Source organism: Clostridium carboxidivorans P7 (genome assembly GCF_001038625.1).
Lineage (GTDB): Bacteria > Bacillota > Clostridia > Clostridiales > Clostridiaceae > Clostridium_AM > Clostridium_AM carboxidivorans.
The window spans coordinates 2,540,055-2,554,801 of sequence record NZ_CP011803.1 but is presented as its reverse complement, the minus strand read 5'-3'; the positions used below and the strand labels follow the sequence as shown (position 1 = coordinate 2,554,801).

Below are 14,747 nucleotides of genomic sequence, written 5' to 3'. Positions count from 1 at the left end.
AATTCTTGCAAGTATTGCTTGTAATAATTAAACGGAAAATGGTAATTTCTTTACTGAATTTTACAACTATAATTTTTTAATTCAATTTTAATTTTGAATAGATAATATGGAATATGATAAAGTTAAATTACTATAGAAATCATGGTATAACAGAAAATTGAATTTTGTGCATATATAACATAAATTACGCAAATAATTTATTTGGGTGATATTATGAGTGGAAATTATGAAATCACAAATAATGTGCAAGAAAATAACAAGATAGAAAATAGAGTTTTAGATAAATCATTATACAACAATATATCTTTGTTTAAAAATATTTTTAAAAATGATGAAATGCTAATTGTTAGAGAATTTCAAAATAAACGATTAAAAGCGGCAGAGTGCTGCATTATTTATATTGATGGAATGGTAAATAGAGAAATTGTTAACGAAAATATTATACAACCTGTTCTGCGAAGTGATTTATCAGAGGATATTGAAAGGAATAATCTATTAGAAGAATTAAAGAAAAAGGTTATTGTTTCAAATAATGTGAATATGGAAACTGAAGTTAATAAAATAGTAAATTCAGTTATTTATGGAGACACTCTTTTTTTGCTTCAAGGATATGATAAAGCTTTAGTTATAAGTTCACAAGGATGGGAGTCAAGGCAAATTACCGAACCCAGTTCTGCAAGGGTTGTTCGAGGACCAAGGGAAGGTTTTACTGAATCAATTATGGTGAATTTGTCACTGGTACGGCGTAAAATAAAAAATCCTGATTTAAAATTTAAGTTTAAGGAAATAGGAGAAAGAACAAATACAAAAACTTGTATTTGCTATATTGAAGATTTGGCTTCAGAGGATATATTAAATGAACTTATAAAGCGACTTAACAATATAAAAATTGATGGAATTATTGATTCTGGGTATATTCAAGAACTTATACGAGATGCACCTTACACACCTTTTGAAACTGTAGGCTCAAGCGAAAGACCGGATGTTATTGCAGCAAAACTTTTGGAAGGACGAATAGCGCTTTTTGTTGATGGAAGTCCTTTTGTATTAACTGTTCCATATTTAGTTGTTGAAAATTTTCAAGCAAATGAGGATTATTATAATAATTACATTTTTTCCACCATGAATAGACTTATTAGAGGTATTACTGCAGTAACCTCCGTTGCAATTCCTGCAATATTTTTGTCACTTGTAACCTACCATCAAGAAATGCTGCCAACACCTATGTTATTAAGTATCTCAGCTTCAAGGGAGAATGTTCCAATTCCAACATCAGTATCATTATTTGTAATGCTTTTTATATTTGACATTTTGCGTGAGGCTGGTGTTAGGATGCCGACTCCAATAGGTCAGGCAGTAAATATTGTTGGTACCCTTGTGTTAGGGCAGGCTGCTGTAGAAGCAAATTTGGTAAGTGCTCCTGTTATAATTATAACTGCTTTAACAGGAATGACTACATTGATTAATATGAATTTTATAGGTGCAACTATTATTTGGAGAAATCTTTTACTAATTGGAGCTTCATTTTTGGGAATTTACGGATTCCTTATGGTTCTTATTGTTTTATATATGAACTTAATGAGTGTTCGCTCTTTTGGAGTACCTTATATGATGAATGTGACTAGAGCTAAAGATCATGATGGGCAGGACGCGTGGATTCGTGCACCATGGTGGACTATGACTTTAAGACCTAAAATAGTAGCAGCTAAAAATCTAGTAAGAGAATCACCAGTGAGAAACAAGGGAAGAAAAGCTAAATGAAAAAAATAAAAATTATTGTACTAACATTTATAATTTTTATAAATTCAATATTAGCTGAAGGCTGCTGGAATTATAGGGAAATAGAAAAAATGTCAATTGTTGCAGGTGTAGCAGTTGATAAAGGAAGTAAGGATCAATTTCAAATAACCGTTGAAATTGTACAGATTACTCCAGGTAAGCAATCAAAAATGGCATCAAAGATTATAACTGGTGAGGGAAAGTCTATGTTTGATGCTGCAAGAAATATAATAGCTTTAAACGGAAAAAGACTTTATTGGAGTCATACAAAGGTTATTATAGTAAGTCATCAGATTGCCAGTGAAGATTTAACAAAAGTTATTGATTGGTACAATCGTGATGCTGAAACACGAGAGGATGTTTATATGTTGATTTCTCAAAGAAATTCTGCTAAGGAAATATTTAATGAATTAAATTATACAGAGCAGATTAAATCTTTTGCATTGAACGAAATGATACAAAATCAAAAAAGCTTAAGTAAGGCACCTACAACGGATATTATGAAATTTGATATTGAATCAACAGCTAAAGGAATTTCAGCAGTAATTCCTGCAGTAAACATAGGGGAAACTAATGGGAAAGCAGTACCTCAAGTAATGGGTGCTGCAATTATTAAAAAAGATAGGATGGTAGGATTTCTAAATTCTGAGGAAACACAAGCGTTGCTTTTTATTAGAAATGAAGTTAAGGGAGGAATACTAAATGTGGAAATGGGAGAAAATGAAGCTTCCAAAGTAGTTTCTCTTGAAATATTCAAAAATAAGACAAAAATTAAGCCTGTTATAGATGGTAAAGATATTAAAGTTAATTTGGAGATAGATACAATAGCTGCTATTGATGAAGTACAGGGATCGGAGAGCTTTATTGATGATGAAGAGCGAAAAAAATTAGAGAAATTTGCAGAAAGTAATTTGAAAAAACGAATTGAGACTGTAATTTCCAAAGTGCAAGGGCAATATGATGTAGACATATTTGGATTTGGAGCAAAGCTCAGGGAAAATGAAATACAGGTATGGAATAGTGTTGATGATAATTGGAATGAAATTTTTAAACATTTGAAAGTAAACGTTAAAACCACAATACATATAAAAAATAGTGCTTCATTGTCCAAAAATATTAAAGAGGGTGATTAACAGTATGCTTGTATTAGCAATTATAGGATATACATTTCTGGCTATCTATGAATTTGTGCCATTATACAAGCAAAAGCTCTGGTATGACTTTTGGACAAATGCGGCATTAGGGTTTTTTTCATTTATAATTACTATATTATTGTGCTTAAATGTGCATATTCCAAGCCCTGAAAAGCCAATCCGGGAGTTTATTATTTCTATATTTGGAAAGTAGGTTTATGATGAAAAAGGAACAAATTACAGACAAAGAAGGTATATGCATTTTAATTATATATATTATTGGAAGTACACTCATTATCGGCATTGGTGGAGAAGCAAAAAATGATGCATGGATTAGTGGAATAGCGAGTATTATCATGTTTATTCCTATGTTACTTGTATATTCAAGAATACTGGTGCTTTTTCAAGGTAAAGATTTATTTGATATTTTGTGTATAATTTTTGGAAATACTCTGGGTAAAATTATTTCTCTTCTATATATATGGTATGCTTTTCATTTAGGTGCACTGGTGCTTCGCAACTTTGGTGAATTTATAAATGTATTGGCTATGCCGGAAACACCAATGTTTGTATCTTTATTTTGTTTGGGATTAGTGTGTATTGTTGCTGTTAAATTAGGAATAGAGGTAATAGGAAGGACTATTGCATATTTTATTCCACTAATATTTTTTACTTTTATAGTGATACAATTGATATCAATACATCAGCTTCATTTAAATTATATTAAACCTATTTTGGGGAACGGTATAATTTCAATTCTAAAGGGAGGATTTTCTGCTTTTTCATTTCCTTTTGCTGAAACTGTTTTATTTATAGGTATATTTAATTCATTAAAAACAAAAAAGTCACCTTTAAAGGTTTATCTTTACGGAGTATTGATTTCAGCAAGCATTATAATTATTGTTACAATTAGGAATATTGCCATATTAGGCAATAAGGTAGGCAATTTTTATTTTCCATCCTATGAAGCTGTAAGCATGATTAGGGTTGGAGATTTTATACAAAGAGCAGAAGTAACTGTGGCTATGACATTTGTTTTTGGAGCTCTTATAAAAAGTTCAATATGCTTATTAGTTTCATGTAAAGGTATTGGAAAATTATTTAAACTAAGTGACTATAGATCAATAGTGATACAGACTGGATTATTAATGATTTATTTTTCTTACATAGTTTATGATAATATTATGACCATGGAATATTGGGCTTTTAAAGTTTATTCTTATTATGCTTTTCCCTTCCAAGTGATATTACCCGTTATTATATGGATTTTAGCTGAGATTAAGGTAAGAAAAGCCAATAAATTAACAGTTTGAAATAATAAATTTATATAAGTATTCAATCAATAGAGAATATAAGGTGAAAGAAAAAGTTCTGTTCACCTTATTATTTTTTTGCCATACTTACTTGAGTTTTAATTATAAAAAATTATCTATAATTAACTATTTGATATCTATGTTATTTTAAATTATTTAGTTAGAAGATTGTCCATTATTATTTTGAGAACTTTGTCCGTTGTTTTTATGTGTAGAATTTTCCTTCATCTTTTGAGTAACAGCATCAGCCTGAGCTTGTGTAATAGTGCCATCACTTACTAATTTACTTAAAGGATTAAATCTTTGTTTATTTTGGCCATTATTTTCAGTACTTCCCTGTTGACTACTTTGTTGATTATCCTGTGGTTTATTCTTCTGTCCATTTCCTGCAGGACGTGATTCATATGCTGCTATAATTTTATCTGCTTGAGCTTGCGTTATAGTTCCTGCTGTTACTAGAGGTTGAATACTATCTTGTACTCTTTTCTTCATCTGCTCTGTAGAGGGTTTATTGCCATTTTGTTTGCTGCTACTTTGTGTAGTATTACTAGCTGTTCCACTATTACTGCTGCTGCTTTGACAACCTGCAAACAAGGCCATTGATACACCAATTACAAGTAAACAAGCTGTTGTTTTACTTAAAAAATTATGTTTTTTCATTAATATTACCATCCTTTACATTCTTTTTTTAAGGAAACTCCTATTATAATCCACATATTTAATAACAATACGTTATCCACTAAGTTTTTTTACTTTTTTTATTATAAAGGTTATTTGTGACAATGCCGTGACAATTTATAGGCAAAACCATGGAATACTAATTTTTAATATTTCCTGTTTGGCAATTTGAGCACATTGTAAGTATTATTTTTATATTTTGTAGATGAGAAAGTTGAGTTGAAAATGACAAAAATAAGTTGATTTAATGGTAAAACTATGTTATTCTAATTTTAGGATAAATATTATTAAACAATATAAATTATTGAATAAAAGATAAATTTTAATAAAAGCCATTGAAAGGAGATAAAATTGTGAAAACTTTATATGAAACAACAATGATTAATGTAGGAGCAAGAAAAGGTAGAGTTTATTCACCAGATATGTCTTTTAATTTAGATGTAGCTATGCCAAAGGAATTAGGTGGAGAAGACACAAAATTAACAAATCCGGAGCAGCTTTTTGCAGCTGCGTATAGCACTTGTTTTAATGGTGCATTGGAAGTTGTTTTGCAAAAAACTAGAACAAAATTTGAAAAAACTACTGTTTCAGCAATTGTATCTTTAAAAGAAGATCCAGAGGATAAGGGACTAAAAATAGCTGTAAAATTGCAAGTATCAATTGATGGATTAGAAAGAGAAAAAGCTTTAAAATATGCAAATATAGCTCATAAGAACTGTCCTTATTCCAAAGCCATTAGAGGAAATGTTGATGTAGAAATAGAAGTAATCTAATAAATAGTGTATTATATTATTAAAAACAAAATTCAGGAGGTTACAAAATGAAAAAGGATTTACTAGAAAAAGGGGCAATATTGCAAAGAGATAAGGAAACATACAGTATTGCACCACATTTAACTGCAGGAATTGTGACACCAGATGTTTTAAGAACTATTGCAGATGTAGCTGAAAAATACAATGCAGCAGCTGTTAAGGTTACAGGAGCTCAAAGAATTGCACTAGTTGGCTTAAAAGAAGAAGATTTAGATAATGTTTGGAAAGATTTAGACATGGACCCAGGTGCAGCAATTGGGCTATGTGTAAGAAGTATAAAAATATGTCCAGGCACTACTTTTTGTAAAAGAGGTCTTCAAGATTCAGTAACAGTTGGAGCAAAGTTAGATAGTTTATATCATGGAAAAGAATTACCTAATAAGTTAAAGATGGGTGTAAGTGGTTGTCCTAATAGCTGTGCTGATAGCGCCTTTAAGGATATAGGATTAATAGGTGGCGGAAAAGGCTGGATGCTCTATGTTGGCGGAAAAGGTGGAGCCAAGCCAAGAATAGCAGATAGAATAGCACTTTCTGTATCAGAAGAAAAAATATATGATTTAATAGAAAAAGTTATTCAAGTATATAGTGAAAATGCAGGCACAAGAGAAAGATTAGGAGATTACATAGACAGAGTAGGACTAGAAGTGTTCAAAGAGCAAATAGAACTTAATAGTTATTTATAGGATTTTAAGATAATCAAGTTCTATCTCAAAAATCATGTTATATGTATTTTGAGATAGAACCTTTTTATTTATATCCATAGTTAAAAGCAGATTTATCAAAGGTATTTTTAGTTAACTGGTGGAACAAATACCCTTGCAGCCAGTTCAGAGTCCAGCATATATAGGGCTGCCATGTCGTTTTCTATCCTTTTCAATTTCTTAATAACTGTATTTAAATTTTTCTCTTCTTCAACTTGTTCGTCTATAAACCACCTTAGTAGGCTTAAAGTAGCATGTTCTCTTTCTTCCAATGCAATATCAGAAAGATTATAAATTCTCTTAGTCACAGTTTTTTCATGTGCTAATGATTTTTCAAAAGCATCTAAAGGTGAGTCAAAATATACAGGAGGATTTTCAAATCCTTTTAGTAATACTCTTCCGTCCATTTCATTTACGTAATTATAAAATTTCATTGCATGAAATTTTTCTTCTTCAGCTTGAACTGTAAAAAAGTTTGCGAAGCCGTCTAAATCAATAGATGAAAAGTAAGCAGCAATTGATAAGTAAAGATGCGCAGAATAAAATTCAAAATTGATTTGGTCATTTAAAGCTTGAGCTAAATTTTCACTAAACATATAATCCTCTCCTTTTTCATTTTATATATTAAATAATAAAATACTCCATACTAAAAAGTATTTTATAAAAAGTGACTTTTGAAGATACATAATAAGTATATTCGACTAATTTTTATAATAATTTTACAACAAATGATTTAAATAGTCAATATCAGATGATAATATTTATTAATTGTGATAATATTTATTTATAGAAGATTAATAACATTGAAGGAGGAGGCAAGTGATGAATAGAAAGAAGAAAAAAGGATTATTTACTGGAGAACATAAAGCTAAGTTTATGGCGCTGGATTTTATTAAATACATAGGTCCAGGATTAATAGTTACAGTTGGTTTCATTGATCCAGGAAATTGGGCATCTAACCTTATGGCTGGATCAGCTTATGGATATGCACTTTTATTTACTATTACACTTTCAACAATAATGCTTATTATATTGCAGCATAATGCAGCACATCTTGGTATAGCTACAGGGTATTGTCTATCTGAGGCAGCCTCGATTTATTTAAAGCCTTGGCTTAGTAGAAGTATTTTGATAACAGCAACACTTGCAGCTGCTTCAACTGCAATGGCGGAGATACTTGGTTCAGCAATAGCACTTAATATGTTATTTAAAATACCCATAAAGCTTGGTAGTGTCATGGCTTTAATATTAATTGTATGGATGCTGTTTACTAATTCCTATAAAAAGCTTGAAAAATGGATAATTGGATTTGTCTCTCTTATAGGTATCTCTTTTATTATTGAACTTGCATTTATTAGTGTAGATTGGGGGAAGGCTGTGGTAAGCTGGGTTACACCTAATTTTCCTAAAGGTGCTATGCCTATAATAATGAGTGTTATTGGTGCTGTGGTTATGCCTCATAATCTATTTCTTCATTCAGAAATAATACAAAGCAGGCAGTGGAATTTAAAGGATGAAGCAATAATTGAAAAGCAATTAAAATATGAATTTGCAGATACCTTATTTTCCATGATAGTAGGCTGGGCTATTAATAGTGCTATGGTTTTGATTGCAGCAGCTACATTTTTTTCTAATAAAATAAACATAACAGATCTTGGACAGGCTAGACAGATGCTGGAACCATTGTTAGGTAGGGGAGCAGCAGTGATATTTGCAATTGCACTATTATTTGCTGGTATATCTTCTACAATAACTGCAGGGATGGCAGCAGGAAGTATTTTTGCTGGTATATATAAGGAGCCTTATGACATAAATGATCCACATACAAAAATAGGAGTTGGAGCAACGCTAATTACTGCAATTTTAATTATATTTTTCATAGAAGATCCATTTAAAGGCTTGATTTATTCACAAATGTTTTTAAGCATACAATTACCTATTACAGTATTTCTGCAAATATATTTAACTTCATCTAAAAAGGTGATGGGTAAATATTCTAATGATGTATTTTCTAAAATCGTTTTGGGAATAATTGCAGTTATAATAACAATTTTAAACTTAATGCTGATATTAAATGTATAAGTAAGTTGTGTATTGGATTGATAAAATATTAAATTGTATAAAAACTATCAGTTTTGTAAAAATAAAACTGATAGTTTTTTTGTATTAAACAGCTCTAATTGCTAAAAATAATTTTAGAGTTATATAATGACTATAAATATTAACATATGAAATCGGGTTTATCTATTATTTATAAGAGAGTTTGTTAACTTTAAAAATAACTATTAATTTAAAATTTTTGTTGCAGTTATAAGAGGAATACTATGGTAAAAGAAAAAAATAAGCATAATAAAATTGTAATAGGCTTTGCTATTTCGCTTTGTATATATCTTGTCATAGCAATGTATTTTAAAAATCATTTCTATTTTGGTTCTGAAATTAATCATATCAATGTTTCAGGCAAAACTGTTGAAGAAGTAAAAGAACAAATGACATCAAAGTTGAAAGTATATACAGTAAATATAAAGGAGCGTGGTGGTAAAACAGAACAAATTAAATCTGTTGATATTGGTTTAAGATATAATTCAGGAGGAAAATATGACAAATTTAAACATATACAAAATCCTTTAAATTGGATTTCAGCTTTTTTTAGCACAAAAAATTTGAAAATGACAGATGTAGTTATATATAATGAAGAATTGTTAAAAGAAAAGGTTGGGAAGCTTTCTTGTGTCAATATCAGTAATGTAGTTGAACCTAGAGAACCTGGTTTTAAATATACAGATAAGGGTTATATGATTATAGATGAAGTGAATGGAAATAAGGTTAATAAAGATATTTTATGTGACAAGGTAATAAAGGCAATATTTAGTGGAGAAGATACAATAGATTTAGAGGCAGCTAATTGCTATGTAAATCCAAAATATACTTCAAAATCTGAAAGAACTATTGATAATAAAAACCTTCTTAATAAATATATATCTTCAAAGATTACATATACTTTTGGAAATCATAAAGAAATTATAGATGGCTCAATAATAAATAATTGGCTTAAAATTGATGGAAATTTTGGAGTTGTGCTTGATGATCAAAAAGAAAAAAGTTATATTAATTCATTGTTTAATACTTATAATACGGTAGGAAAGGCAAGAAGTTTTGTTACAACTTCAGGAAAAACAATAAATATCAGTGGAGGCGATTATGGCTGGTCAATTAATACTGCTAAGGAAATACAAAATTTAAATAAAACAATTAAAGAAGGAAAAACTGTAGTAAAAGAACCTGTCTATATCCAAACTGCCTTTTCTCATGATAGTAATGACATTGGGAATACCTATGTGGAAATAGATATGACAAATCAACATTTATGGTTTTATAAAAATGGAGCAATAATAGCACAAGGAGATGTGGTTACAGGTAATGAAAGTAATAATGATTTAACACCACAAGGTATTTATAGTTTGAAATATAAAGAAAAAAATGCAACTTTAACTGGTGAAGATTATAGTACTCCTGTTGAATGCTGGATGCCTTTTAATGGAGGAATTGGAATTCACGATGCAAGTTGGAGAGATGAGTTTGGAGGGGATATATATAAGACCAATGGTTCTCACGGTTGTATAAATTCACCATACTATTTGGCAAAGACAATATTTGATAATATTGAGAAAGGTACTCCCATTATTTGCTATTATTAGAATCCAAGGCATTATTTGATTTTGTTGTAAAGTAGTGTTAATGTAGTATTGCGTCAATATTTAGCAGGAAGGATATTTTTATTATGAATATGGAGTTTTTTAGACTAATAAATGATTTAGCAAACAAAAATGCAGTTTTGGATAAGATAATGGTTTTCTTTTCAAAAGATGTACCATATATATTTATGGCGATTACTGCATTAGTATTTGTTTTAGGTGTTATTAAGAAAAATGAGGAGTATAGAAAAGTATCTATAAGCACATGCATTATTTCAGCAATTAATTTAATATTAAGCTTTATAATTGGAATAATATATTATGAAGATAGGCCTTTTGTGAATAACAAAGTTAATTTACTTATAATACATGCAAAAAATGCATCTTTTCCAAGCGATCATGCGGCAGGAACTATGAGTGTAGCTTTAGGCCTTGGAAAGTATAATAGAATACTTGGAAGAATAATGGCAGTAGTATCAATAATAGTAGGTTTTTCACGAGTATATGTCGGAAATCACTATCCTTTAGATGTCATTGGTGCATATATTATGGTATTTGTTACAAACTATTTATATAATTTTCTATTAAGAAACAAAATTCAAGAATTTTATATTAAAATTGAAAAGTTGTTAATTAGCAAAGCAGGATTTTGTAAGAATACAGGTAAGAATATATTGAATGATTAATGATATAATTTGTTTCAGAAGTTTATCGTATATTAAAAAGTATGCGATAAACTTCTTGGCATTTTTTGTTAAAGATGATTTCCTACTGTTAATCAGATGGTTAATTTATTCACTTATATATATATATTTATTATTTCCTTTAAAAATATGAAGGGTATTATGTAACAAAGTGCTTAAAAAATGCATAATTTATATAAGATATGAGTTTAAATAGGAGTGGGAAAATGATAAATTTTCAATCTTTTCATGGTAAAGTTATTATGATTGATGACTTTTGGGTACAACCAAATGGAGAGCAATTAGGATGCTATAAATTAATATCTGTACAAAATAGATATGGAGACTTAGTAAAATTTGTGGTATCACCAGATACTTATTTTGTAGATCATGTAATGCTTAGAATAGGGGATATGGTAACTGGATTTTATGATGCAAATGCACCAGTTCCTATGATTTTTCCACCTCAATTTAGAGCAATTGTTATGGCAAGAGATACACAATATCAAAAAGTGAAAGTGTCATATTTTAACAGACAGTTGGTGAGCAATGATAATAAATTAAAATTAAATATTTCACAATGTACTAAGATAATACTTAAAAATGATCAAGCTTTTACTAAAAATCCTGCCAATCACAATCTACTTGTTGTTTATGGTTTTACTACAATGAGTATACCAGCACAAACCACACCATATAAAATTATTGTAATGTGTTAGAAGTTTTGAAAGAGAAAAGTTTTTTATTTAAAAATGAAACAATGTAAGTGAAAGTAAGAGAAGCAACTTTCAACTGTATTATATCTAATATACAGTTAAAAGTTGCTTATTAGCGTATTCTACAGTATTTTTCTATTAAGAACTTAGCAAGTATAAGATGCTAAATTTCTCAAGTGTAATTTTTAAAAATATGAGATCGAACAAGTATTAAAAGATATAAGAAAGTTACATAAGAAAGGTTAGTTATTTCGACTTAGTTAATGATATAACGTTAAATTTCGAAATTGTTTATTTTATGAAACAAATGATTACACAAAGGTTAAACGTTTCACAATTTCATTATAAGTTGTTGGAAAAAAATCAAATAGGCATCATAAAATTTTCAAATTAGATTTTATAAAAATAGATAAAGAAAATCTATACTAGGTAAAATTAGCTTTAAAGTTGTAGTTATTTGTAGTTAGTTGTAGCTAGTTGAGGTTTTTTCGCATAATTCTGTAGGAGAGGATACTTTTTATTGTTTATGTCGTTATTGACAATATTGGAATGATTATATAAAATGAAGAAAGAATATTGTATAAATTGAATAATTTGAAAACAGAAAAGTATAAAATAGACAATTTACTTGAAATTGAATATTTTAAAAAGACGGAATTATTTTATTTGTCATGAGTTTTAATTCGTTCATAAAGATTACTTCACAATATATATTTTAGATATGACAATTCATATTCAATAGCAAGTGAGGCAAATTCTTTTTGATATAACTTGAAAAAACTGAAATCTTAGTAGATTTATGGTTTTGAAGGTACCAATTTTTTCTTGTTAAGGAAGGAGTAAGTAAAATGAATAACGAAGTTCAAGCTCAAACAGGCGAAAACCTAGAACGTGGTCTTGAAGAAAGACACATTAAAATGATGGCAATTGGTGGAGCTATCGGAGTTGGTTTGTTCCTAGGGTCAGCAACAGCTATTAAAGCTGCAGGTCCAGCTATATTAATTACTTATGGTGTTGCAGGAATAATTATATTTTTTATCATGCGTGCTCTTGGTGAAATGGCTGTTGAACATCCAGTTGCAGGATCATTCAGTGCATATGCAAACGACTACGTAAGCCCTCTTGCAGGCTATCTAACAGGATGGACATACTGGATAATGTGGGTGGTAACTTGTATGGCAGAAGTTACAGCAGTAGGTATTTATATTAACTTTTGGTTTCCAAATGTGCCACAATGGGTATCAGCACTTGTTGCTATTTGCATACTTACAGGTGTAAATTTAACTGCAGCAAAAGCATTTGGAGAAATTGAATTTTGGTTTGCACTTATAAAAGTTGCTACAATAGTTATTATGATTATAGTTGGTATAGCTATGATAGCATTTGGTTTAGGAAATAAAGGAGTTCCAATTGGCATTTCAAACTTGACTGCTCACGGCGGTTTCTTCCCTAAAGGAATTATGGGACCTATATCAACTTTGACTATGGTTTCCTTTGCTTTCGTAGGAGTTGAGCTTATAGGTGTTACAGCTGGAGAGGCAAAAAATCCTGAAAAAGTAATACCAACAGCTATAAACAGTGTTTTCATGCGAGTAATGATTTTCTATATTGGTGCATTATTTGTTATAATGTCACTTTATGCTTGGGACAGCATAGGAACAACAGGAAGTCCGTTTGTTCTTACATTTGCTAAACTTGGTATAGGTGCAGCAGCTGGTATAATAAACTTCGTTGTACTTACAGCAGCATCATCATCATGTAATTCAGGTATATTTACAACTGGACGTATGCTATACAATCTTTCATTACAGGGACAAGCACCTAAGTGCTTTGCAAAGCTTAGTTCAACTAACGTTCCTAAGAATGGAATACTTACTTCAGTAGCATTTATGTTAATCGGAGTTATATTAAACTACGTTGCTCCTGGTAAAGCATTTACTTATGTTACAAGTGTAGGAACATTTGCAGGTATATTTGCTTGGTTCATGATTGTTTACACTCAGATTAAATTTAGAAAGAGTCTTACACCTGAACAGGTTAAAAATTTGAAGTTCAAAACAGTACTTTATCCAGCTTCAGGCATCATCACTATGATATTCTTAGTTGGGGTATTTGTTTCAATGTGCATGGGAGCAGATACAAGAATTCCAGCTATAGTTGGAGTTATATGGATACTACTTTTAATTGCAGCTTGGTATGGATGTGGATTAAATAAAAAGGAAGCTACTAAATTGCTTAGTTAAACTGTTTGGCTATTATACGGTTGTATTAAATAAAAGATATTGTTAGATATTATGAAAAAAACTACAGAAGGTGAGAGTCCACTTTCTGTAGTTTTTCTATTTTAGAGCATTTTCAACGGATTTCATAAATGCCTTACTAGTAGTGGTGGCTCCAGTAACAGCATCAACATTTATTTTTTGTTCTTTAATGATTTTGGGAAATACTCCTTCTGCATAAGTTACATAGGGGCTTTTGCGATTATCTATACTTTTAATATTAACAATTTTATGATTTACAACTTTTACTTCTACTTTATATATGGAATTACCAACGTCTGCTTTTCCTTTATATGTACCATCATTAATTTTTGAGAGGTTTACATTTTCTATAGGCATATGTCTAATTTTATTCAAATTAATATCACTTACAGCTACAAATCCAATACCAATTATAAATATAGGAAGCACAATCATTATAATAGTTTTCTGCTTTACAGGGTGTTTTATTTCTCTTTTTCCAAAAGGTTTGAAAATAGAAATTAAAGCAATGAGTATCATTATACACAATTCTATAGATGTATAAATTAATGCTTTGTTTTGAAAGTTTAAATATTCACTTTTCATAACAGAATTGTTTAAACCTATATCTGATATAGAGGTCATTCCATTAATAGAAGGTCCAAATCCCACCCAAGTCATTGCAAATATAATGAGCACAAGGAACCATTTTAAAGTTATCCATCTATACTTAACAAATCCCCATTCTGTAAATAGACTATATACAAATGCAGTTATGAGTAAAATTAAAAAAGCATAGTTTACTGCCCAAGTAAATATTTTAAGTATTCCTAAATCTATTGGAAAAGTGTTTCCTTGAAAATTTTTAGTTTGTTTTAGTAAAAGAAGACTTAAGATTGAAATTAGTCCTCCTAGTACACTTGCAGCTAAAATAATGTGAACTGCTTTCAATAATTTTTGACAGCTGTTATTTAGAGTGTAGTCTTTATTCATTTTT

14 protein-coding genes are annotated in these 14,747 nt (G+C 29.7%); 11 read left to right on the top strand and 3 right to left on the bottom strand.

The window, feature by feature from the left end:
• The first annotated feature begins 213 nt into the window (after positions 1-213).
• The 4 genes from Ccar_RS11185 to Ccar_RS11170 are packed head-to-tail and all read left to right on the top strand — an operon-like array spanning position 214 to position 4,225.
• Positions 214-1,761 carry a spore germination protein gene (locus Ccar_RS11185; RefSeq protein ID WP_007061221.1) on the top strand — a complete coding sequence of 516 codons (1,548 nt, stop codon included), beginning with the start codon at positions 214-216 and terminating at the stop codon, positions 1,759-1,761.
• On the top strand, positions 1,758-2,912 hold the full coding sequence (locus Ccar_RS11180; protein ID WP_007061222.1) for a Ger(x)C family spore germination protein: 1,155 nt from the start codon (positions 1,758-1,760) through the stop codon (positions 2,910-2,912). The genes Ccar_RS11185 and Ccar_RS11180 overlap by 4 nt, the downstream gene beginning before the upstream one ends.
• Before the next feature lie 4 nt (positions 2,913-2,916).
• Positions 2,917-3,126 (top strand): hypothetical protein, encoded by a 210-nt coding sequence (locus tag Ccar_RS11175; protein WP_034826554.1) that lies wholly within the window; start codon positions 2,917-2,919, stop codon positions 3,124-3,126.
• A gap of 7 nt (positions 3,127-3,133) precedes the next feature.
• Positions 3,134-4,225, top strand: a complete 1,092-nt coding sequence (locus tag Ccar_RS11170; protein ID WP_007061223.1) for a GerAB/ArcD/ProY family transporter — start codon at positions 3,134-3,136, stop codon at positions 4,223-4,225.
• Positions 4,226-4,381: 156 nt separating this feature from the next.
• On the opposite strand, the gene Ccar_RS11165 is transcribed toward Ccar_RS11170, so the two are convergent.
• On the bottom strand, positions 4,382-4,885 hold the full coding sequence (locus Ccar_RS11165; protein ID WP_007061224.1) for a hypothetical protein: 504 nt from the start codon (positions 4,883-4,885) through the stop codon (positions 4,382-4,384).
• 371 nt (positions 4,886-5,256) lie between these two features.
• Between Ccar_RS11165 and Ccar_RS11160 the strand changes: the two genes are divergently transcribed.
• Together Ccar_RS11160 and Ccar_RS11155 are read left to right on the top strand one after the other, a co-directional pair.
• A complete protein-coding gene (locus tag Ccar_RS11160) occupies positions 5,257-5,676 on the top strand; it encodes an organic hydroperoxide resistance protein (protein ID WP_007061225.1) in 420 nt (139 codons plus the stop codon).
• 47 nt (positions 5,677-5,723) lie between these two features.
• Complete coding sequence (locus Ccar_RS11155; protein ID WP_007061226.1) at positions 5,724-6,398, top strand: nitrite/sulfite reductase domain-containing protein; 675 nt, start codon at positions 5,724-5,726, stop codon at positions 6,396-6,398.
• A gap of 107 nt (positions 6,399-6,505) precedes the next feature.
• Here the strand turns inward: Ccar_RS11155 and Ccar_RS11150 are convergent, their stop codons facing one another.
• On the bottom strand, positions 6,506-7,012 hold the full coding sequence (locus Ccar_RS11150) for a ferritin (RefSeq protein ID WP_007061227.1): 507 nt from the start codon (positions 7,010-7,012) through the stop codon (positions 6,506-6,508).
• A gap of 226 nt (positions 7,013-7,238) precedes the next feature.
• Here Ccar_RS11150 and Ccar_RS11145 point away from each other — a divergent pair, with 226 nt between their 5' ends.
• The 5 genes from Ccar_RS11145 (at position 7,239) to Ccar_RS11125 (ending at position 13,753) form a co-directional block, all read left to right on the top strand.
• On the top strand, positions 7,239-8,498 hold the full coding sequence (locus tag Ccar_RS11145; protein WP_007061228.1) for an Nramp family divalent metal transporter: 1,260 nt from the start codon (positions 7,239-7,241) through the stop codon (positions 8,496-8,498).
• Between the two features lie 242 nt (positions 8,499-8,740).
• On the top strand, positions 8,741-10,114 hold the full coding sequence (locus Ccar_RS11140) for a L,D-transpeptidase family protein (protein ID WP_007061229.1): 1,374 nt from the start codon (positions 8,741-8,743) through the stop codon (positions 10,112-10,114).
• An 83-nt stretch (positions 10,115-10,197) separates the two neighbouring features.
• Complete coding sequence (locus tag Ccar_RS11135) at positions 10,198-10,797, top strand: undecaprenyl-diphosphatase (protein ID WP_007061230.1); 600 nt, start codon at positions 10,198-10,200, stop codon at positions 10,795-10,797.
• Positions 10,798-11,021: 224 nt separating this feature from the next.
• The gene (locus tag Ccar_RS11130; RefSeq protein WP_007061231.1) at positions 11,022-11,513 is read left to right on the top strand and encodes a hypothetical protein; all 492 of its coding nucleotides are present in this window, start codon (positions 11,022-11,024) and stop codon (positions 11,511-11,513) included.
• 845 nt (positions 11,514-12,358) lie between these two features.
• Positions 12,359-13,753: an amino acid permease gene (locus tag Ccar_RS11125; protein ID WP_007061232.1), complete on the top strand. Its 1,395-nt coding sequence runs from the start codon at positions 12,359-12,361 to the stop codon at positions 13,751-13,753.
• Positions 13,754-13,849: 96 nt separating this feature from the next.
• Here Ccar_RS11125 and Ccar_RS11120 read toward each other — a convergent pair whose 3' ends face one another.
• Positions 13,850-14,743: an FMN-binding protein gene (locus tag Ccar_RS11120; RefSeq protein ID WP_007061233.1), complete on the bottom strand. Its 894-nt coding sequence runs from the start codon at positions 14,741-14,743 to the stop codon at positions 13,850-13,852.
• Between the last annotated feature and the right edge of the window lie 4 nt (positions 14,744-14,747).

Bases quoted from the DNA above. Each gene is read 5' to 3' on its own strand.
- Ccar_RS11185 (WP_007061221.1), top strand. From the start codon at position 214: ATGAGTGGAAATTATGAAATCACAAATAATGTGCAAGAAAATAACAAG.
- Ccar_RS11180 (WP_007061222.1), top strand. From the start codon at position 1,758: ATGAAAAAAATAAAAATTATTGTACTAACATTTATAATTTTTATAAAT.
- Ccar_RS11175 (WP_034826554.1), top strand. From the start codon at position 2,917: ATGCTTGTATTAGCAATTATAGGATATACATTTCTGGCTATCTATGAA.
- Ccar_RS11170 (WP_007061223.1), top strand. From the start codon at position 3,134: ATGAAAAAGGAACAAATTACAGACAAAGAAGGTATATGCATTTTAATT.
- Ccar_RS11165 (WP_007061224.1), bottom strand. From the start codon at position 4,885: ATGAAAAAACATAATTTTTTAAGTAAAACAACAGCTTGTTTACTTGTA.
- Ccar_RS11155 (WP_007061226.1), top strand. From the start codon at position 5,724: ATGAAAAAGGATTTACTAGAAAAAGGGGCAATATTGCAAAGAGATAAG.
- Ccar_RS11150 (WP_007061227.1), bottom strand. From the start codon at position 7,012: ATGTTTAGTGAAAATTTAGCTCAAGCTTTAAATGACCAAATCAATTTT.
- Ccar_RS11145 (WP_007061228.1), top strand. From the start codon at position 7,239: ATGAATAGAAAGAAGAAAAAAGGATTATTTACTGGAGAACATAAAGCT.
- Ccar_RS11140 (WP_007061229.1), top strand. From the start codon at position 8,741: ATGGTAAAAGAAAAAAATAAGCATAATAAAATTGTAATAGGCTTTGCT.
- Ccar_RS11135 (WP_007061230.1), top strand. From the start codon at position 10,198: ATGAATATGGAGTTTTTTAGACTAATAAATGATTTAGCAAACAAAAAT.
- Ccar_RS11130 (WP_007061231.1), top strand. From the start codon at position 11,022: ATGATAAATTTTCAATCTTTTCATGGTAAAGTTATTATGATTGATGAC.
- Ccar_RS11125 (WP_007061232.1), top strand. From the start codon at position 12,359: ATGAATAACGAAGTTCAAGCTCAAACAGGCGAAAACCTAGAACGTGGT.
- Ccar_RS11120 (WP_007061233.1), bottom strand. From the start codon at position 14,743: ATGAATAAAGACTACACTCTAAATAACAGCTGTCAAAAATTATTGAAA.